The organism is Streptomyces argenteolus (assembly GCF_042902585.1).
GTDB classification, from domain to species: domain Bacteria; phylum Actinomycetota; class Actinomycetes; order Streptomycetales; family Streptomycetaceae; genus Streptomyces; species Streptomyces argenteolus.
The window spans coordinates 240,992-260,413 of record NZ_JBIBEG010000003.1 but is presented as its reverse complement, the minus strand read 5'-3'; the positions used below and the strand labels follow the sequence as shown (position 1 = coordinate 260,413).

Sequence of the window (19,422 nt, the reverse complement as noted above, 5' to 3'; positions counted from 1 at the left end):
CGCGGTGGGGCCGCCCGGCTCGCTGCCGGCGGGCCCGTGCGGCCGGCCCGCCCCGACCGGTGCCCGCCCCGCTCAGTACAAGTGGACCGCCAGGTGCCCCAGCGGCAGGCCCAGCTGCCACGCGGGCGTCCACACCTGAGCCTCGCCCCCCTCCTCGTCGCCCACCGGCTCCCACGGCTGCGGGCCGATCGCGTCGAGGTCGGCCGCCAGCAGCTCGGTCTCCTCCAGCCACCGCCAGGCCGCCCGCGCCAGCGCGAGGTCGGGATCGTCCTGCCCGGCCGGGACGGTCGGCCGCTCCAGCGCGTCCAGCCGGGCACAGACCCACCGTCTCCAGGCGGTCCCGTACGCCGTGAGCAGCCGTAGCTCGTCCATCCGGGCGGCCGGCAGCTCTTCGGCCACCGCACCGTCGGACAGGAAGATCGTCAGGGCGAGCGCGTCACGCCCCGCGCGGTACTCCAGCGTCGTCGGCTCCATCAGGTCACCGGTCACCAGCACCTCGTCGGCGATGTACTCGGAGTACATCCAGGCCATCGGGACCACCAGCCCGCCCCCACCGGTTCCTTCGTGATGTTCGGGACGCATCCCGTCTCGCCTCTTTCGTCGACTCGGCACCGGGCTCCACGCAGCATTGAACCGGGGGCACGTGCCCCGCGTGGCCAGAAGAGCAGGATCCGTCGGGAGATTCGAGGTGCGATGAGTGTCGACCGCGGTGGCGACGCGCATGTGCGGCAGCTGCTGGGCGCCTATGTGCTGGACGCCCTGACCGCCGACGAGAGCGTTCGCGTCGCCGGGCACCTCCAGCGGTGCGAGACCTGCGCCGCGGCCTACGTGGAGGTCGCGGACGCAGTCTCCCTGCTCGCACTGCTCAGGGTGGACGACCTGCTGGAATAGCCGGGAAGGCTGCGCGACAGCAGGCGCAGCGCGTAGTAGGAACGGGACTTGACGGTCCCCGGCGGTATGCCGAGCGCCTGCGCGGTCTCGCCGACGCTGAGCCCTCGGAAGTAGATCTGCACGAGCACCGCGCGGTGCTCCGGGCTGAGCGTCCTGACGGCCTCGCGGACGTCGAGGGCGTGGACCGCCGAATCCGCCGTGTCCTCCAGTGCGGGGGAGCTCTCCAGGACCATGTCGCTGACCTCGGCCGGACGCGCCTGACGAGACCTGCGGGCGTCGATCGCGAGTCGCCGGGCGACCGTGAAGAGCCAGGGGCGCATCGACTCGTACGGCGCGTCGAACGCCTCCGGGTGGAGCCAGGCGCGTACCAGCGTCTCCTGCAGCAGGTCCTCCGCACGCTGCCGGTCACCGAACGTCAGGCCCAGCAGGAAGTGGAAGAGCGCGGGTCCGTGTTCCCGCTGGAGCTCCGCGAGGGCCCGCTCATCGGTTGTCGCAGTGGTCATCGTGAACGTCCTTTCCCGAAGAGGCCCCTGACGCCTCGCTCCCGCCTGGCGTATACGAACGCATCGGGGCCCGGGGGAACAGGCGGTGCACCGAGACGTGCGCCGAGCGGTCGCACGGAGCGGCGAGTGGTGCGGTGAACGGTCGGCGGACACCGATACGGCCGATTCAGGTACTTGGGCGCCTTTGTCCTTGACTCGCCAGTGTGAATATATGTGTATTCGGATGGCCGAAATCATCCGAACTGGGAGTCGTGCCGATGACGAAGCGCATCCGACTGGGCGCGGCGATCGCCGTCGCAGGTCTGCTCGCCACCGCAACCGCCTGCACCGGACAGCAGTCCGCACCAGGCTTCGCCGGGCGCCACCACCCCGCAGAGCGGGGAGCGAACGGCGCGGGAGCGGAGGCCCACGACGGGCGCACCTTCACGCTGCTGGCATCGGGCGACATCCTCCCGCACGCGACGATCATCGACCGTGCGGCGACGGACGCGGACGGCAAGGGCTACGACTTCCGTCCCATGCTCAAGGGCGCGGCCCCGGCCGTGTCGAGTGCGGATCTGGCCATCTGCCACATGGAGACGGTGTACGGGCAGCAGGGCGGCCCCTACACGGGCTACCCGACCTTCAAGTCGCCTCCGGAGGTGGCCACGGCCCTGCGTGCCACCGGCTTCGACTCCTGCTCCACGGCCTCCAACCACACCCTGGACGACGGCGCGCAGGGCATCGGGCGCACGCTGGACGCCCTGGACCGGGCGGGGATCGCGCACGCCGGCTCCGCCCGCTCCGCCGAGGAGGCCTCGCGCCCCACCCTGCTCAGGGCGGGCAAGGGCAAGGACGCGGCCCGGGTGGCCCACCTCGCCTACACCTACGGCACCAACGACATCCCGCTGCCCGCCGGGCAGCCGTGGGCGGTCGACCTCATCGACAAGGACCGGATCGTCGCCGACGCGAGGGCAGCCCGCCGGGCAGGCGCCGACGTGGTCGTCGTCTCGCTGCACTGGGGCACCGAATGGCAGGAGGCTCCCGACGACGTGCAGCTCGGACTCGGCCGGGAACTCACCGCGTCCGGCACCGGTGGGCGTCCCGACATCGACCTGATCATCGGAACGCACGCCCATGTCCCGCAGGCCTACGAGAAGGTCGGCGGAACCTGGATCGTCTACGGCATGGGGAACCAGATCGCCGGATCCATGGTCGACCACGAAGGGGCGCAGGATCCCCGCGCGGGCGAGAGTTCGATGGGCCGCTTCACCTTCGCGCCGCCCGCGAGTCCGGGACAGCGCTGGACGGTGAAGAAGGCCGAATTCCTCCCGCAGTGGTTCGACGCACAAGCGGGCCGGATCGTCGGCCTCGGCTCCGGTGCCGTCGGCGGCGACGCCCGCCTGCGCGAGATCCGCGACCGGATCAGCGGGGTCGTGCTCAGCCGGGGCGCCGCCCAGGACGGCCTGGTGTCCGGCGGGTGACGGGGTCCCCGCCCGGGCCTACGGTACGACCGTGACGGGCCAGCGCCCCGCCTTCACCAGGCGCACCGCCACCGAGCCGACGAAGCGGTGCCCGGCGGACTCCGACGCCCCCACCACCACGGCGTCCGCCTTCAGTTCGTCGGCCGCCGTCACGAGCCCGTTGTACGGATCGCCGTGGAAGGTGTGGAACTCCCAGCGGACGTTCCATATGTCCTTGAGCCGCTCGGTCGCCTCCCTGATCTCGCTCACCAGCCCCTCCGCGACCTCGCCGGTCGTGTCGGCGACCGGGGCTCCCAGGGCGACACCGGCCGACATCACCGGCTGGACGTAGACGAGGGCGAGCATCGCCCCCTGCCGGCGGGCGAGCCCCGCCGCGTACGCCGCGGCCCGCATCGAGGACTCCGAGCCGTCGATGCCGGCGACGATCACCTTGGGGCCGTCGGTGCCGCGCTCGAACCGGTGGCGTTGCTGATCACTCACGGCCCTGAGCGTAGCCGTTCCCCTCGCGCGCGCCCCTGGCAGCCTCCCTGTCGTCCGCCGCGCCCGCGCCAAGCGCCCCCGCCGCTCGTTCCATCGGGTGCACCTCAGGACATCCCGGGTGTCGAGCGCCGACGCGAGCGGAAGTTTGTGCGAGCAGTTGGTCATGAAGCATGATCAGATTTCTCCCGACCGCCGCACGCTGCTGCGCCTCAGCTTCGCCCTGGGGGCTGTCACCGCGGTGCACGTGGTCGCCGCGGATCCGGCCGGCACGCCGGCGCGGCCCGGTGGGGAGCCACCCGCACCGGCCTCCGGACCCCCGGCGAGAGCCCAGGCGGGTCCCGGCGCCTACCGGCTGCGCCCCATGACCTCGACCGCCCCCTCCCGCTTCCGGCCGGCCCCGCCACCCGTCCGCACGCGTCCCTTCGAGGAACTGCCGGAGCTGGGCCGTGACGCGATGGTGCTCAGCTTCGACGACGGCCCCGATCCGCGGTACACACCCGACATCCTTGCCACGCTGCGGGCGTACGACGTCAGGGCGATGTTCTTCGTCTGCGGCGAGATGGCGGCCGACAACCCTGACCTGCTGCGCGAGATGGCGGACGACGGGCACGTGGTCGGCAACCACACCTGGTCGCACCCCCTGATCCCCAAGCTCTCCCGGGCGGAGGTCCGCGACGAACTGGGCAGCACCAGCGAGGTGATCGAGAAGACGCTGGGCACTCCGCCGCTCTGGTACCGCGCCCCCTACGGTGCCTGGAACCGCAACTCCTTCGAGATCGGTGCCGCGATGGGGATGGAACCGATGGCCTGGACCGTGGACACCCTGGACTGGACCACTCCGGGCACCGACACCATCGTCCGCAGGGTGAAGAAGGGCGCGGCGCCCGGTGTGGTGGTGCTGTCGCACGACGCGGGCGGCAACCGGTCCCAGAGCGTGGCGGCGCTGCGGAGATATCTGCCCGCGCTCATCGAGAAGGGCTACCGCCCGACCGTCCCGAACCGCAGCTGACGGCGGTGCGGGCTTCCCGCACCGCTCACCGGGTCTCGGCCAGCCGGGCGAAGACCACGACGTTCCCGTCGTATCCGCCGGCCTTCGTGTAGCCCCCGCCGCAGGTGATGACCCGCAGTTCGGCGTGGCCGGTGTCGCCGTACACCAGCGGGCCGGGGAAGTCGTTCTTGTCGAAGACCTCGACGCCGTAGATCTCGAACACGGCGGTCCGGCCGTCGAAGCGCGACACCTCGATCTGATGGCCCTTCGTCAGGGAGCCCAGGCCGTAGAAGACCGCCGGGCCGGACAGATTGTCCACGTGGCCGACCACCACAGCGGTGCCGCGCTGGCCGGGGGCGATGCCGTTCTGGTACCAGCCGGCGAGATTCGGGTCCTGGGCGGGGGGCGCCTCGATCCAGCCCGCCGGATCCAGGTTCACGTCGACAATGGGCGCGTCGACCTGGATCGACGGGATCTGCACGCGGGAGGCGGGGGCGTAGGCGAGCGGCTGCACCGGGTCGCCGTCGGCGGGCACCGTCACCGCCGAATCGCGCGGGCCCGCCACGGAGGCGGCTGCGGCGGGCTGGGGCGGCCCGGGGGATGTCTCCACGCCGTTCCGCATGAGAGCGAGCCCGGTCAGCATGACCAGGGCGATCGCGCCCCACGGTGTGTGTCTTCTCCGCTCCGCGCCCCACTGGTCCCGGCTCATGGTTCTCCCTTCGTCGCGACATCGCACACGCTAGGGGCGCGTCCGCGCGGCGGCGATCAGGGAGGAGCGAACGGGTGGCCGCCGACCGGGTGCGGATGACGGCGGCTTCATTTCGGAGTAATGAGCGGATAAAAGTTCTGACGGTCCGTGACCTGCGGATCCGTCAGTTCCTGAGGAGGCGTCACGGCGTGTCGGCTCACCGGGGTGGAGCAGTGCCGAAGTGCGACGAATCGCATATCTGGTGAGGGTTCGTCATGGGACGCGTATTCGTCGAATGATTCCGGAGGACAGGACTCCGGGGCGCTTCCCGCTGGAGGTTCAACGATGCGTGGTTCACGCACTCTCGCGGTGACCGCGACCGCGTTCGCCGCGGTCGGGCTCGCCGCACCGCTGGCCGCCGCAGGCGGCGGTCCGGGCAGCAACCCGACCAACGTACCGACCAATGTCACCGTCAACCCGTCCTCGGTCCACCAGGGCGCCACGATGCAGGTCAGCGCAGAGGGCTGTGGCCGTTCCGGCGGCAAGGTGTGGTCGAACGCCTTCCCGACGGTGAACCTCTCGCCCGGCCGGGTCGGCTACGCCACGGCGCACATCAGGGACGACGCGACGCCCGGGCAGTACAGCCTGTCCGTGCGGTGCAACGACAGTGGCAACAACTTCGGCGGCGGCAACGGAGGTGACGGAGGCCAGGGCGGCAACGGCGGCGACCGCGGCCAGGGCAACCAGGGTGGCAACGGCGGCCAGGGCGGCAATGGTGGCCAGGGCGGTAACGGCGGCCAAGGCGGCAACGGTGGCAACGGGGACCCGGTCGCCACGGCCCGCTTCACCGTGCTGCCCTCCCGGGGTGCGCAGGGTGGCCTCGGCGGCTCGATGGGCCCCAGCTCCGTCGAGATGCAGGTCGGGGGCGGCCTCGTGGCGGCGGCTGCCGTCGGTGGTGCGGTCTTCGTCGTCCGTCGCCGGATGAGCAATGCGGCGATCTGACGCGTCCAGCCTCCCGTCCGGCCCGATACGCCCGTCGCCCCGAGTCCTGGATCAGGACCCGGGGCGACTGCCGTGCCGGCAGGTGGTGACCGGCTTTCAGTGCTGACGGCCGGTACGCCGTCGGCGCAGGAAGTAGACGGAGCCGGCCGCGGCGACCGCCACGAGCGCGGAGCCGGCCGCGATCTCCGCGGGGTCCATCGTGTCGACGCTGCCGCCGAGGCCGCCCAGCACCCCGCTGGGGGAGGCCGTGGAACTGGTCGTGGGCGCCGTGGTGGGGGAGCTGGTGGCGGCACTCGTGATGGTCAGGTTCGCCGACCGTGTGGTGGTGCCGCAGCGGAAGGTCACCTCGTAGACCGCCCCCCGGCGGGCGTCCCAGTCGACCGTGGCGGTGGCCGAACGGCCGCTGGGGATGGTGGTGGTGTCGAACACGCCCGAGAACGCGGTCGCGTCGCTCGTGCACCCCACGGCGCCGAGGGTGACCTGACCGCCCGGCGCGACCGTCGACGGAGTGATGGTCGGTGTGAACGAGGTGGACGTGCCGCCGGTGGGTGCAAGGGCCGACGCGGTGGGAGCAATCAGAAGGCAGGCGGCGGCGCCCAGCAGGGCGACGGGTGCGACACGTATCGCGCGCATGGTGAATCCTCCGGGTCCCGAGGCGCAGCCGCGGAACGGTTTTCCGCGAGGGACGAGACATGCGCCTCGATGACCGAAACGCTAGAAGTGCCGCATATCACCCGCGATCGGGGTCAGGCGAATGGGGCAGCCTTGTCCCCCGGCCGGCGCACCGGCCGGGGGTACGAGGCGGCTGCTTCCGGGGGCCGGCTACCCCTTCGCGGCGTGCGGGAACAGGTCGACGAACGGGGCCGTGGTCGCCGAGATGCCGCGGCCGAAGGGCGCGTCGAAGTCCCAGATCAGGAAGAGCAGGAAGGCGATCAGCACGCTGAAGAGGCCCGCCAGCAGCAGTTCACGGAACGTTCTGCGGATCTGGAGCGTGAAGATCAGCCCGACGGTGACGACCGCCCCCGTGATCAGGCCGAACCACACCACCCCCGGCATGGTCGCCCCCGCGTTCTGTCCCCGGGCCCCTCGCGCGTCGTCGACGGCGGCCACCTGGTCCACCAGCGGCTGGTAGGCCTGCCCTTCGTGGTCCGTCCGCGGTACGTACTCCGTGACATCGGCGCGTACCCGGTCGAGGAGTCTCGTGCCCTCCTCCGTGAGGCTGCCGTGATCCGTCATCCACCTCCACTCGTCGTCCACCACATGCGCCACGTACGCGTCCACGTCCGAGCGGATGCGGTCGCGGACCTCGGCCGGATAGACGGCCGACCGCGCGCTCACCTCGTGCAGGGCCTGGGCCTCCAGGCGTACGGACTCCTGGGCGGCGCCGCGCGCCTCCCAGACGCCGGCGATGGCCAGGCCGAGCACGATCGCGTACACCACGCCGATCATCATCGTCATGTACTCGATGACGTCGGGGGTTTCGGACGGGTCGTCGTCCTCCGCGATGCGGCGGTTGCTGAGGACCGCGATCGTCAGGACGACGGCGCAGGCCGATGCCATCGCGATCGTGAGTACAAGCCATTCGGACATGAGTTCCCTTCATCTCGTCGGTCAGCGGGAGGAGCGGGGCCGCAGCACAGCCACGGCGAAGACGGCGGGTGCGGTGATCAGGAGGGTGAGCGAGACCAGCGACGGTCCGCTCCTGGGTGTCTTGCGCGGCGGCTTCCGGTAGGCAGGGCGCGCCACGGGTGACGGGGCCGGTGGCGCGGGGCGCGCGGTGGTGGGCGGCGGCGAGGGTTCCGGCTCTGGCTCAGGAAGGGGTGGTGCGGGGGCGGGTGGGGGCGGAGGTGGGGGAGGAGGTGGAGGTGGTGGAGGTGGCGGAGGCGGTGGTGGTGGAGGCGGTAGTGGCTCGGGCGGTGGTGGCGGTGGTGGCGGTGGTGGCTCGGGCGGTGGTTCGGGCTCGGCGATGACCGCCCCGCACCGTCCCTCGCCCGCCACGGCGATGGACGAGCCGCCGTCCCCCTGCCCGATGGAGGCGACGGCGCAGTCGTCACCGGCCGCGGCGGGCAGCGGGACGGTGAGCAGCAGGAGGAGGGTGGCGGCCGTCATCCGCCATATGCGTGATCCGTACACGCCGGGGAGCATGTACCCCCCGGCAGCCCCACACGCGGACGGATGAGCCGATTCCCCTGATGGTGGGACATTCGGCGATTCACGTTTGCGCCCGCCGAAACTTGTCGCCACCCGCTTGAACGCCCCGGTACCCGTCGCCCGTACCTAGGGCCGACAGAGACGTGGGCCCGCGTCACGAACGGCAGCAGGACAACGGGAGTCGACATGAATACCTGGCGGAACGCCTCGCTCGTGGTGACGGCGCTGACCCTGGTGGCACTGACGGCGGCGTGCGGTCAGGAGAAGGACCCCTCGTCCACCACCGGTCAGGCCGTGGGCAACGCCGCCCCCGCGCAGCAGCAGGCCGAGGGATACGGCTCGGACGGAGGCTACGGATCGGGCGCCGGCGCGAGCGAGGCCCCCGCGGAGGCCGGACAGCTCGCGGTGTGGGACAGCAAGGAACTGGGCGAGGTGCTGACCGACGGCGAGGGCTTCACGCTCTACCGGTTCGACAAGGACACCGCCGACCCGCCCGCCTCCCATTGCGAGGGCGACTGCGCGAAGACGTGGCCTGTGGTGTCCGCGCGCAACGCCACGGCGGCGGCGGGTACCGACGCCTCGCTGATCGGCAAGATCACCCGCGACGACGGCACCGAACAGCTGACGGTCGGGGGCTGGCCGGTGTATCGCTATGCCGCGGACACGGCCCCCGGTGACGCCAAGGGGCAGGGGGTCGGAGGAACCTGGTTCGCCGCCGCTCCGGACGGAAAGAAAGCGGCCCCGAAGGCCGACGCCCCCGCCGGGGGAGGGCAGGCCGACGCCGCCGGACTTTCGGTCCGTAAGGATCCGGAACTCGGTGAGATCGTCGTCGACAAGCGCGGCATGACGGTTTACCGCTTCAAGAAGGACTCGGCCTGGCCGATGAAGTCCGCGTGCACGGGGGACTGCCTCAAGAAGTGGCCCGTCGTCAGCCCCGTGGCGAAGAATGACGTCGAGGGCGTCACCACGAAGGGATTCGTCACGTTCAACCGGCCCGACGGTATCGATCAGCAGTCGCTCGACTGCTGGCCCCTCTACACCTTCTCCGGTGACGCGAAGCCGGGGGACACCAACGGCCAGGGTGTCGGGGGCACATGGTACGCCGTCACCCCCGAGGCGAAGCTTGCCGGAGTGCCCAAGTAGGAACAGAAGAGACCGTGGTACCGGTCCGTCGCTGCATGTTCACACGCAGCGACGGATCAGTCGCACTTGCCTCCGGCGTGTGACCAATAACGGATCTCTAATTTCCGTTTCCACTCGCTCTCCTGGCGGCCGATCAGTAGCCTCTGGTCCACACTGACCATGAACATGGCCGGATCACCGTGGCGACTTGTTGGAGACATCGATGGAGCGTCCCGCCTGGGCACCGCAGGGCATAGACATCTCGATGCCGAGCGTGTCTCGCATGTACGACTTCTATCTGGGCGGATCGCACAATTTCGAGGTGGACAGGGAAGCGGCCCGCAAGGCCATGGAGTTCATGCCGGGTCTGCCCAAGGTCATGCAGGCCAATCGGGCATTCATGCGGCGGGCGGTGCAGTACGCCGTCGCTTCGGGCGTCACTCAGTTCCTGGACATAGGGTCCGGCATACCGACATTCGGAAATGTCCATGAAGTCGCCCAGGCGGCCGACCCGGAGGCCCGGATCGCCTACGTCGACCACGACCCGGTCGCGGTCGCACACAGTCAGGTGGTCCTCGAAGGCAACGAGCGCGCGGTCATCGCCGCCGCCGATCTGCGCAAGCCGCAGGAGATCCTGGAGCACCCCGAGGTCACGGGCCTCCTCGACCTGGACAGGCCGGTGGCGCTGCTCCTGGTCGCGGTCCTCCACTTCATCGAGGACGCCGACGATCCGTACGCCGCGGTGGCCGAGCTGCGCGAGGCGATGGCGCCCGGCAGCCTGCTGATCCTGACGCACGCCTCGTACGAGGGGATTCCGCTCACGGAGGAGGTGGCGGGGGGGACGGTCGACGTCTACCGCACCATCCGCAATCCGCTGATCATGCGTTCGCGCGCGGAGATCAGCCGCTTCTTCGAGGGGTACGAGATGGTCGAGCCCGGGCTCGTTTCCATGCCCGAGTGGCGTCCGGAGTCCCCGGAGGCGCTCGCCCAGGAAGACCCCTTCGCCTACTCGGGCTTCGCCGGGGTTGGGCGCACGGCGTGAGCATTCCCGTCCAGTCGTCCGGCGCGCCGGACGCGGAACCCGACGGCCCCGAGGGCCGGCTCCGGAGATTCGCCACCATCTGGAGCCGGGCGATCTTCCCCTCCACGGCCACCTCCATGACCCGCCCCGAGTTCGAGGAACACCTGCTGCCGCTGGCCCGCGAACTCAGCGCCATCCTGCACGCGCGGGTCTTCGACGCCGCGCCCGCGCACCGCGTCGGTGCGGCCCTGGTGGCGGCGCACTGCACCGACCCCGACGCCCTGAGCTCCACCCTCGGCGTCGTCGACTCCTACCTGGTGCTCTACTGCGGTGGCAACGGCCCGGTGGACCTGTCCACGGAGGACAGCAGGGCGCGGTGTGCGCGCATCCAGCACATGCTCGCCGGGGGGTTCACCCAGGCGCTGCGCGAGCGGACGCTCGCCGAGCAGGAGGCCATCGCCCGCTCGGCCCTCACGGCGCGCTCGAACGCCGAGCAGGCCCTGCACGCCACCGAGGCACGCTTTCGCGCCGTCTTCAAGGACGCCGCCATCGGGATCGGGATCGCCGACCTCGAAGGCAACATCCTGGAGATCAACGACACGCTCACCCGGATGTTCGGCGGCCTGGAGAACCACGTCCGCAGCCACAAGGTGAACGAATGGGTCCATCCCGAGGACTCACCTCACGTGTGGAAGTACTACGACGAGCTGGTGCGCGGGGAACGCGAGCACTACAGCGTCGAGAAGCCGTACTACCGCAACGACGGCACCGTGCTCTGGACCAACCTCACCGTGTCGCTGCTCCGGGACCCGGAGGGCAATCCCGAATACCAGCTCGCCCTCATGGAGGACACCACCGAACGGCGGCTGCTCAACCTGCGGCTGCGCTACGAGGCGACCCACGACGCGCTCACGGGCCTGCCCAACCGCACGCTCTTCTTCGAACGGCTGGAGAAGGCCCTCGCGCCGAGGGAGGGCATGCGCTTCGGCCTCTGCTACCTGGACCTGGACGGCTTCAAGGCGATCAACGACAGCCTCGGCCATGCGGCGGGGGACCGGCTCCTGGTGGAGGTCGCCGACCGGCTGCAGAGCTGCGCCACGGCGCCCGGCGAGATGGTCGCGCGGCTCGGCGGTGACGAGTTCGTGGCCCTCACGACGGGACCGGCCACCCAGGACGAGGTCCACGAGCTGGCCGGACGCATCCTCTCGGCGCTCGCCACGCCGGTGCGGCTGGACGGCCGGGAGCTGACCGTACGCGGATCGGTCGGCATCGTCGAAGGCCCGTCCGGCGAGCGCTCCGCCGCCGAGGTGCTGCGCAGCGCGGACATCACGATGTACCGGGCGAAGGCGGCCGGAGGCAACCGCTTCGCGCTCGCGGACGCGGAGGCGGACGCCCGGGCCATCACCCGGCACGGACTGACCACGGCGCTGCCGACGGCCCTGGACCGCGGAGAGTTCTTCATCGAGTACCAGCCGCTGGTCCACCTCGGGGACGGCAGCGTGCACGGTGCCGAGGCGCTGGTGCGCTGGTGCCACCCGCAGCACGGGGTGCTCGGCCCGGACCGCTTCATCCCGCTCGCGGAACACACGGGGCTGATAGTGCCGCTGGGCCGCTGGGTGCTCGAGGAGTCCGTGCGCCAGGCGAACTTCTGGCAGGAACGCCACACCGACGGCGGTCCGCTGCGGATCAACGTGAATCTCTCCCCGACCCAGCTGCACCACCCGAACCTGGTGGCCGAGACGGTCGACGTACTGGAACGTTCCGGCCTCGAACCCGGTGCGCTCTGCCTGGAGGTCACCGAGTCCGCGCTGATCGGCGCGGACGACGACCTGCTCAAGCCGTTGCGTCAACTGGCGGAGATGGGCGTCGACATCGCGCTCGACGACTTCGGCACGGGCTACTCGAACCTGGCGAACCTGCGCCGGCTTCCGGTGAGCGTCCTCAAGCTGGACCGTTCCTTCACCCAGGGCATGCAGCACCACCCGGCCGACCCGGTCGATCTGAAGATCGTCGAGGGCATCGTCTCGCTGGCCCACAGCCTCGACCTCGCGGTCACGGTCGAGGGAGTGGAGACGGGGGCGCAGGCCGAGCAGCTGAGGCAGCTCGGCTGCGACACCGCGCAGGGCTGGTACTACGCGCGGCCGGGAGCCCCGGACCGCATCCACGCGCTGGTGCTGGCGGACGCGATCTGAGGAGGAGGTCTCAGCCGCCGGACGGGCCCGTCCCGCCGGCGGCCGGGGGCATCACGTGCGGCCCCGACCCCAGGAGCATGCGCTGCAGCTCGCGTGCCGCGCGCGGCGGCTCGACGTCGCTGCGGTGCGCGAGCGCGATCGTGCGGCGCAGGCCCGGCGAGGCCAGTGGTGTCGTCCGCAGGTCCTGGCCCGCGCGCACGGCGACCATGCTGGGCACCACGGCGACCCCGAGGCCCGCCCGTACGAAGCCGAGGACGGCGTCCATCTCGCCGCCCTCGACCGTGAAGGCCGGCTCGAAGCCCTCGGCGCGGCACGCGGCCACGGTGAGTTCCCGCAGGTCGTAGCCGTGCCGGAACATCACCAGTGGCTCGTTCTCCAGATCGGCGATGTGCACCGAGCCCTTGCGGCCGGGTGCGGGCCGCGAGGCCGACGACACGACCACCAGGTCTTCGTGCAGCAGCTCCACCGTGGTCAGCGCCGGCGAGGCGGCCGGGAGGGGCAGCACCAGCAGGGCCAGATCCAGCGCACCCCTGGCCAGCTGCCGTACGAGGTCGAGGGAGCCGCCCTCCTCGATCAGGAGCTGGATCCCCGGGTGGGCACCGTGGAAGGCGCGCAGCACGTCGGGCAGCAGGCCGGTGCAGACGCTCGGGGTGGCGCCGAGCCTGACCCTGCCCCTGCGCAGCTGCACCAGTTCCTGCACCTCGTGGCGCGCGGTGTCGGCGTCCGCCAGGATCCGGCGCGCCAGCGGCAGGAGTGCCTCGCCCGCGTCGGTGAGCGCGATGTTGCCCCGGGCCCGGCTGAAGAGCTCGGCGCCCAGCTCGCTCTCCAGCGCCTTGATCTGCTGGGAGAGGGAGGGCTGCGAGACGTGCACCTGCTCGGCGGCCCGGGTGAAGTGCCTGGCCTCCGCCACGGCCACGAAATAGGTGAGCTGCTGGAAGTGCATGGCGCGAGCCTAACGAGCTCCATAGCGCATGCCTATGGAGATGAGTCATTTCATGTCTTGGACTGATGATGCCTTTCGCCTCTAGCGTCGTGTCCATGGCATTGGCAACGCGGACGGACCGACGGCCGTCCATGACGCGTACGCTCTGGGACTCGTCCGTCGGCAAGAAGACGATCATGGCTGTGAGTGGCCTGATCATGCTCGGTTATCTGGTGGTCCACATGCTGGGCAACCTGAAGATCTTCTTCGGATCCGACGAGTTCAACCACTACGCGCACTGGCTCCGTACGCTCGGCGAGCCCTTCCTGCACCACGAGTGGGCGCTGTGGCTGGTCCGGGTGGTCCTCGTCGCGGCGGTCGTCCTGCACGCCGTCTCCGCGTACCAGCTGAGCCGCCGTGACCTCAGGGCCCGCCCGACGGCGTACGTGCACAAGAAGGCGCGCTCCAGCTATGCCACGCGCACCATGCGCTACGGCGGCGTCATCCTCGCGCTGTTCATCGTGTGGCACATCCTGGACCTCACGACCGGCACCGTGCACACCGGCGGCTTCCAGGCGGGGCGCCCGTACCAGAACGTGCTCGACACCTTCTCGACCTGGTACGGCAACGTCATCTACATCGTCGCCGTGCTCGCCCTCGGCCTGCACGTCCAGCACGGGTTCTGGAGTGCGGCCCAGACCCTCGGAGTGGGCAGCGCGGCCCGGGACCGCGTCCTGAAGACGCTGGCCAACGTCCTCGCAGTCGTACTGACGGCCGGTTTCGTCTCCGTGCCCGTCGCCGTGATGACCGGAGTGGTGACCTGACCATGAGCGACTACACGAACTACCGGACCGGTGAGCCCGTCGTCGACGCCAAGGCGCCCACGGGACCCGTCGCCGACCGCTGGGACACCCGCCGCTTCCAGGCGAAGCTGGTCAACCCCGCCAACCGCCGCAAGCACACCGTCATCGTCGTGGGCACCGGGCTGGCCGGCGGGTCGGCGGGGGCGACACTCGCCGAACAGGGTTACCACGTCGTCCAGTTCTGCTTCCAGGACTCGCCCCGGCGCGCGCACTCCGTCGCCGCGCAGGGCGGGATCAACGCGGCGAAGAACTACCGCAACGACGGTGACTCCGTCCACCGGCTCTTCTACGACACGGTGAAGGGCGGGGACTTCCGCGCCCGCGAGTCCAACGTCCACCGCCTGGCCGAGATCTCCGTGGAGATCATCGACCAGTGCGTCGCCCAGGGCGTCCCCTTCGCCCGCGAGTACGGCGGTCTGCTCGACAACCGCTCCTTCGGCGGGGTCCAGGTCTCCCGCACCTTCTACGCGCGCGGCCAGACGGGGCAGCAACTCCTCCTCGGGGCCTACCAGGCGCTCTCCCGCCAGATCGCCGCGGGCAACGTCGAACTGCACTCCCGCACCGAGATGCTCGACCTGATCGTCGTCGACGGGAAAGCACGCGGCATCGTGGCCCGCGACCTCGTCACCGGGAAGATCGACACGTACTTCGCCGACGCGGTCGTCCTGGCCAGCGGCGGCTACGGCAACGTCTTCTACCTGTCGACCAACGCCATGAACTCCAACGCCACGGCGATCTGGCGTGCCCACCGCCGCGGCGCCTGGTTCGCGAACCCCTGCTTCACCCAGATCCACCCCACCTGCATCCCGCGCACCGGCGACCACCAGTCGAAGCTGACGCTGATGAGTGAGTCGCTGCGCAACGACGGACGCATCTGGGTCCCGAAGGCCAAGGGCGACGACCGCCCCGCCGCCCAGATCCCCGAAGAGGAGCGGGACTACTACCTGGAACGCATCTACCCCGCCTTCGGCAACCTCGTCCCCCGCGACATCGCCTCCCGCGCCGCCAAGAACGTCTGCGACGAGGGCCGCGGTGTGGGGCCGGGCGGCCAGGGTGTCTACCTCGACTTCGCCGAGGCCATCGCCCGCATGGGCAGGAAGAAGGTCGAGGAGAAGTACGGCAACCTCTTCGACATGTACGCCCGCATCACCGCGGAGAACCCGTACGAGACCCCCATGCGGATCTACCCCGCCGTGCACTACACGATGGGCGGCCTCTGGGTCGACTACGACCTCCAGACCACGATCCCCGGGCTCTTCGCCATCGGTGAGGCCAACTTCTCCGACCACGGTGCCAACCGCCTCGGCGCCTCCGCGCTGATGCAGGGCCTCGCCGACGGCTACTTCGTCCTGCCGGCCACCATCAACGACTACCTCGCCCGCAACCCGCACGCGGAGGAGGTCGACGCCGGACACCCCGCGGTCGCCGAGGCCGTCGCCGAGACCGAGGACAGGCTCAACCTGCTCCTCGCGGTCGACGGGGACCGGACCCCGGACTCCTTCCACCGTGAGATCGGTGAACTGATGTGGGAGTTCTGCGGAATGGCGCGCACCGAGGAAGGGCTGCGCAAGGCGCTGGACCGTATCCCGCAGATCCGCGAGGAGTTCTGGCGCCGGATCAAGGTCCCTGGCACCGGCGAGCAGTTCAACCAGTCGCTGGAGAAGGCCAACCGGGTCGTCGACTACCTGGAGCTCGCCGAGCTGATGTGCCTCGACGCCCTGCACCGCGCCGAGTCCTGCGGCGGCCACTTCCGCGAGGAGTCGCAGACCCCGGACGGCGAAGCGGCCCGTCGCGACGAGGAGTTCTCCTACGCCGCCGCCTGGGAGTTCAGCCAGACCGGCGCCGCCCCCGTCCTGCACAAGGAAGACCTCGTCTTCGAGTACGTCCACCCCACCCAGCGGAGCTACGCATGAAGCTCACCCTGCGCGTCTGGCGCCAGCAGAACGCCGAGGCGCCCGGCGCCATGGCGACCTACGAGGTCGACGGCATCTCCAAGGACATGTCGTTCCTGGAGATGCTCGACACCCTCAACGAGGAGCTCATCCTCAGCGGGGACGACCCCGTCGCCTTCGACCACGACTGCCGCGAGGGCATCTGCGGCGCGTGCAGCCTCGTCATCAACGGCGACGCCCACGGCCCCGAGCGCACGACCACCTGCCAGCTGCACATGCGCGCGTTCGACGACGGCGACACGATCGACATCGAGCCGTGGCGCGCCTCCGCCTTCCCGGTCGTCAAGGACCTCGTCGTCGACCGCTCCTCCTTCGACCGGATCATCCAGGCCGGCGGGTACATCTCCGCGCCCACCGGTACGGCGCCCGACGCGCACGCCACCCCGGTACCCAAGCCGGACGCGGACTCCGCCTTCGAGCACGCCGAGTGCATCGGGTGCGGCGCCTGCGTGGCCGCCTGCCCGAACGGTTCGGCGATGCTCTTCACCTCGGCGAAGATCAACCACCTCAACGTGCTCCCGCAGGGGGCACCCGAGCGCGAGACCCGGGTCCTCGACATGGTCGCCACCATGGACGAGGAGGGTTTCGGCGGCTGCACCCTCACCGGGGAGTGCGCCACGGCCTGCCCCAAGGGCATCCCGCTGCCCTCGATCACCGCGATGAACAAGGAGTGGCTCCGGGCCAACCGCAGGGTGCGCCGCTGAACCACGCCCGCGCGGGGAGTCAGCCGGTCCGCAGTGCCTTCGCCAGGTACGCGGCCGTACGGCTCCCCGCCGCGCGGGCGACCTCCGCCGGCGTGCCGGTGGCCACGATCCGGCCGCCCCGGTCACCGCCACCGGGTCCCAGATCGATCACCCGGTCCGCACCGGCCACCACGGTCATGTCGTGCTCCACGACCACGACGGTGCCGCCCGCGTCCACCAGGCCGTGCAACTGCCGCATCAGCACCTCCACATCGGCGGGATGCAGCCCCGTCGTCGGCTCGTCCAGCAGATAGAGCGTGTGCCCGCGCCGTGCGCGCTGGAGCTCGGCGGCGAGCTTGATCCGCTGCGCCTCGCCCCCCGACAGCTCCGTCGCCGGCTGACCCAGGCGCAGATAGCCGAGCCCCACGTCCAGCAGCGCCCGCAGGCTGCGCTCGGCCGCCGGACTCCCGGCGAGGAAGTCCGCCGCCGCCTCCACCGTGAGGTCCAGGACCTCGGCGATGGTGAGACCGCGCAAGGTGACCTCCAGGGTCGCCGGGTTGTAGCGCGCGCCGTGGCAGTCCGGGCAGGGAGCGTACGTACTGGGGAGGAAGAGCAGCTCGACCGAGACGAACCCCTCGCCCTGGCAGGTCTCGCACCGCCCGCCCGCCACGTTGAACGAGAACCGCCCCGCTCGGTACCCCCGGGCGCGTGCCGTGTCCGTTGCGGCGAACAACTTGCGTACGACGTCGAACAGCCCCGTGTACGTCGCCAGGTTGGAGCGGGGCGTACGCCCGATGGGCCGCTGGTCGACCTGGACGAGCCGGTCCACCGCCCGCAGGCCCTCCGCCGACGCACAGCCACGCGCCACCGGCGCGGAATCCTCCTCCGCGCTCCCGGCCTGCCGCCGGTCCGCGAGCGCCCCCGCGAGGACCTGGCCGACGAGGGTCGACTTCCCCGATCCCGACACACCGGTCACCGCCGTCAGCACGCCGAGCGGGAACGCGGCGTCGACGCCCCGCACGTTGTGCAGATCCACCCCGTGCAGCGTGATCCACCCCGACGGGGTGCGGGGCTCCCGCGCCGGCGCCGGGTCCTCTCCGAAGAGGAAGCGCCGCGTCGCGGACCCGGTGACCCCGGCCAGCTCCGCCGGAGGTCCGCTGTGCAGCACCCGGCCCCCGTGCTCACCGGCCAGCGGACCCACGTCCACCAGCCAGTCGGCCCGCCGGACCACGTCCATCTGGTGCTCCACCACGAACACCGAGTTCCCCGCGTCCTTGAGCCGTCCCAGTACGTCCAGCAGCGACTCGGTGTCGGCGGGGTGCAGGCCCGCCGAGGGCTCGTCGAGCACGTAGACCACGCCGAACAGTCCCGAGCGCAGCTGGGTGGCGAGCCGCAGCCGCTGGAGCTCGCCGGACGAGAGGGTCGGCGCCGTACGGTCGAGGCTGAGATAGCCGAGGCCGAGCTCGGTCACCGGCTCGATCCTGGCCAGCAGGTCGGCCGTCAGCACCCGCGCCGTGTCACTCCCGCCACCCGCCTCCAGCAGCACCTCGGTCAGGGTGGTGAGCGGGAGCGCGACCAGATCCGCGATCGTGCGGCCGGCGAAGGTGACCGCCATGGCCTCCGGGCGCAGCCTGCTGCCCCCGCACACCGGGCACGGCGAACTGGTCAGGAAGCGCTCGGCCTTCGCCCGCAGCGTACGGCTCCTGGAATCCGCGAACGTGTGCATCACATAGCGGCGCGCGCTCATGTACGTGCCCTGGTACGGGCGTTGGATGCGGCCCGCGTCGCGCACCGGGTGGACCGTCACCACCGGCTGCTCGTCGGTGAACAGGATCCACTCCCGCTCCGCCGGCTCCAGCTCCCGCCACGGGCGCTCGATGTCGTACCCCAGGGCGTCGAGCACATCGCGCAGGTTCTTGCCCTGCCAGGCACCGGGCCAGGCGGCGATCGCCCCGTCCCGGATCGACAACGACGGGTCGGGGACGAGCAGTTCCTCGGTCGTTCCGTGCACCCGGCCCAGTCCCTGACACTCGGGGCAGGCCCCGGCCGCGGTGTTCGGCGAGAACGCGTCCGAGTCGAGCCGTTCCGCGCCCGGAGGGTACGAGCCGGCCCGCGAGAAGAGCATGCGCAGCGAGTTGGACAGCGTGGTGACCGTGCCCACGGAGGAGCGCGAACCGGGTGCCGAGCGGCGCTGCTCCAGCGAGACCGCGGGCGGCAGGCCGGTGATCTCGCCGACGACCGGGGCCCCGACCTGATGGATGAGCCGGCGGGCGTACGGGGCGACCGACTCGAAGTAGCGGCGCTGCGCCTCCGCGTAGATCGTCCCGAAGGCGAGGGAGGACTTCCCGGAACCCGAGACGCCCGTGAAGACGGCCAGGGTGTCGCGTGGGATGTCGACGTCCACGTCGCGGAGGTTGTGCTCGCGGGCGCCGCGCACCCGGACGTAGGGATCGTGAGGGGTCGGCATCGCTCGTACGGCTCCGTGGGTCGCTGGTCATGGT

19 protein-coding genes are annotated in these 19,422 nt (G+C 71.0%); 11 read left to right on the top strand and 8 right to left on the bottom strand.

The annotated features are described in order from the left end of the window. Window positions 1–72: 72 nt before the first annotated feature. Window positions 73–582, bottom strand: a complete 510-nt coding sequence (locus ACFY8O_RS13710) for a hypothetical protein (RefSeq protein WP_387901597.1) — start codon at window positions 580–582, stop codon at window positions 73–75. A 111-nt stretch (window positions 583–693) separates the two neighbouring features. Between ACFY8O_RS13710 and ACFY8O_RS13705 the strand changes: the two genes are divergently transcribed. Next, complete coding sequence (locus ACFY8O_RS13705) at window positions 694–891, top strand: zf-HC2 domain-containing protein (protein WP_145805286.1); 198 nt, start codon at window positions 694–696, stop codon at window positions 889–891. On the opposite strand, the gene ACFY8O_RS13700 is transcribed toward ACFY8O_RS13705, so the two are convergent. After that, window positions 825–1,394: a sigma-70 family RNA polymerase sigma factor gene (locus ACFY8O_RS13700; RefSeq protein ID WP_145805284.1), complete on the bottom strand. Its 570-nt coding sequence runs from the start codon at window positions 1,392–1,394 to the stop codon at window positions 825–827. The genes ACFY8O_RS13705 and ACFY8O_RS13700 overlap by 67 nt on opposite strands. 257 nt (window positions 1,395–1,651) lie before the next feature. Between ACFY8O_RS13700 and ACFY8O_RS13695 the strand changes: the two genes are divergently transcribed. Beyond that, window positions 1,652–2,857, top strand: coding sequence for a CapA family protein (locus tag ACFY8O_RS13695; RefSeq protein ID WP_387901595.1), 1,206 nt, complete (start codon window positions 1,652–1,654; stop codon window positions 2,855–2,857). Window positions 2,858–2,875: 18 nt separating this feature from the next. Here ACFY8O_RS13695 and ACFY8O_RS13690 read toward each other — a convergent pair whose 3' ends face one another. Then, complete coding sequence (locus ACFY8O_RS13690) at window positions 2,876–3,337, bottom strand: universal stress protein (protein ID WP_145805280.1); 462 nt, start codon at window positions 3,335–3,337, stop codon at window positions 2,876–2,878. A gap of 163 nt (window positions 3,338–3,500) precedes the next feature. Between ACFY8O_RS13690 and ACFY8O_RS13685 the strand changes: the two genes are divergently transcribed. After that, complete coding sequence (locus ACFY8O_RS13685; protein ID WP_387901592.1) at window positions 3,501–4,346, top strand: polysaccharide deacetylase family protein; 846 nt, start codon at window positions 3,501–3,503, stop codon at window positions 4,344–4,346. Between the two features lie 25 nt (window positions 4,347–4,371). On the opposite strand, the gene ACFY8O_RS13680 is transcribed toward ACFY8O_RS13685, so the two are convergent. Then, window positions 4,372–5,034, bottom strand: coding sequence for a class F sortase (locus tag ACFY8O_RS13680; RefSeq protein WP_387901589.1), 663 nt, complete (start codon window positions 5,032–5,034; stop codon window positions 4,372–4,374). 324 nt (window positions 5,035–5,358) lie between these two features. On the opposite strand from ACFY8O_RS13680, the gene ACFY8O_RS13675 reads away from it, so the two are divergent. Next, window positions 5,359–6,015, top strand: coding sequence for a hypothetical protein (locus tag ACFY8O_RS13675; protein ID WP_387901586.1), 657 nt, complete (start codon window positions 5,359–5,361; stop codon window positions 6,013–6,015). 96 nt (window positions 6,016–6,111) lie between these two features. Here ACFY8O_RS13675 and ACFY8O_RS13670 read toward each other — a convergent pair whose 3' ends face one another. After that, window positions 6,112–6,648, bottom strand: coding sequence for a hypothetical protein (locus ACFY8O_RS13670; protein WP_145805271.1), 537 nt, complete (start codon window positions 6,646–6,648; stop codon window positions 6,112–6,114). Between the two features lie 189 nt (window positions 6,649–6,837). Next, on the bottom strand, window positions 6,838–7,605 hold the full coding sequence (locus tag ACFY8O_RS13665; protein ID WP_145805270.1) for a bestrophin-like domain: 768 nt from the start codon (window positions 7,603–7,605) through the stop codon (window positions 6,838–6,840). On the opposite strand from ACFY8O_RS13665, the gene ACFY8O_RS13660 reads away from it, so the two are divergent. From ACFY8O_RS13660 to ACFY8O_RS13645, 4 genes are all read left to right on the top strand, one after another. Beyond that, window positions 7,604–7,747 (top strand): hypothetical protein, encoded by a 144-nt coding sequence (locus tag ACFY8O_RS13660; protein WP_167526162.1) that lies wholly within the window; start codon window positions 7,604–7,606, stop codon window positions 7,745–7,747. The two genes, ACFY8O_RS13665 and ACFY8O_RS13660, sit on opposite strands and share 2 nt — an antisense overlap. Before the next feature lie 605 nt (window positions 7,748–8,352). Next, on the top strand, window positions 8,353–9,309 hold the full coding sequence (locus ACFY8O_RS13655; protein WP_387901582.1) for an SCO0930 family lipoprotein: 957 nt from the start codon (window positions 8,353–8,355) through the stop codon (window positions 9,307–9,309). A 202-nt stretch (window positions 9,310–9,511) separates the two neighbouring features. Beyond that, window positions 9,512–10,330: an SAM-dependent methyltransferase gene (locus tag ACFY8O_RS13650; protein WP_145806093.1), complete on the top strand. Its 819-nt coding sequence runs from the start codon at window positions 9,512–9,514 to the stop codon at window positions 10,328–10,330. After that, window positions 10,327–12,501, top strand: coding sequence for a putative bifunctional diguanylate cyclase/phosphodiesterase (locus ACFY8O_RS13645; RefSeq protein ID WP_145805266.1), 2,175 nt, complete (start codon window positions 10,327–10,329; stop codon window positions 12,499–12,501). Before ACFY8O_RS13650 ends, ACFY8O_RS13645 begins: the two co-directional genes overlap by 4 nt. Before the next feature lie 10 nt (window positions 12,502–12,511). On the opposite strand, the gene ACFY8O_RS13640 is transcribed toward ACFY8O_RS13645, so the two are convergent. Continuing rightward, window positions 12,512–13,444 carry a LysR family transcriptional regulator gene (locus tag ACFY8O_RS13640; RefSeq protein WP_387901580.1) on the bottom strand — a complete coding sequence of 311 codons (933 nt, stop codon included), beginning with the start codon at window positions 13,442–13,444 and terminating at the stop codon, window positions 12,512–12,514. A gap of 95 nt (window positions 13,445–13,539) precedes the next feature. On the opposite strand from ACFY8O_RS13640, the gene ACFY8O_RS13635 reads away from it, so the two are divergent. The 3 genes from ACFY8O_RS13635 to ACFY8O_RS13625 are packed head-to-tail and all read left to right on the top strand — an operon-like array spanning window position 13,540 to window position 16,942. Next, a complete protein-coding gene (locus tag ACFY8O_RS13635) occupies window positions 13,540–14,247 on the top strand; it encodes a succinate dehydrogenase (protein ID WP_387901577.1) in 708 nt (235 codons plus the stop codon). 2 nt (window positions 14,248–14,249) lie between these two features. Then, entirely contained in the window at window positions 14,250–16,199 is a 1,950-nt protein-coding gene (locus ACFY8O_RS13630) for a fumarate reductase/succinate dehydrogenase flavoprotein subunit (protein WP_387901574.1), read from the top strand. Continuing rightward, on the top strand, window positions 16,196–16,942 hold the full coding sequence (locus tag ACFY8O_RS13625; RefSeq protein WP_145805259.1) for a succinate dehydrogenase/fumarate reductase iron-sulfur subunit: 747 nt from the start codon (window positions 16,196–16,198) through the stop codon (window positions 16,940–16,942). Before ACFY8O_RS13630 ends, ACFY8O_RS13625 begins: the two co-directional genes overlap by 4 nt. 19 nt (window positions 16,943–16,961) lie before the next feature. Here ACFY8O_RS13625 and ACFY8O_RS13620 read toward each other — a convergent pair whose 3' ends face one another. Further along, window positions 16,962–19,388, bottom strand: coding sequence for an ABC transporter (locus ACFY8O_RS13620; RefSeq protein WP_387901571.1), 2,427 nt, complete (start codon window positions 19,386–19,388; stop codon window positions 16,962–16,964). Between the last annotated feature and the right edge of the window lie 34 nt (window positions 19,389–19,422).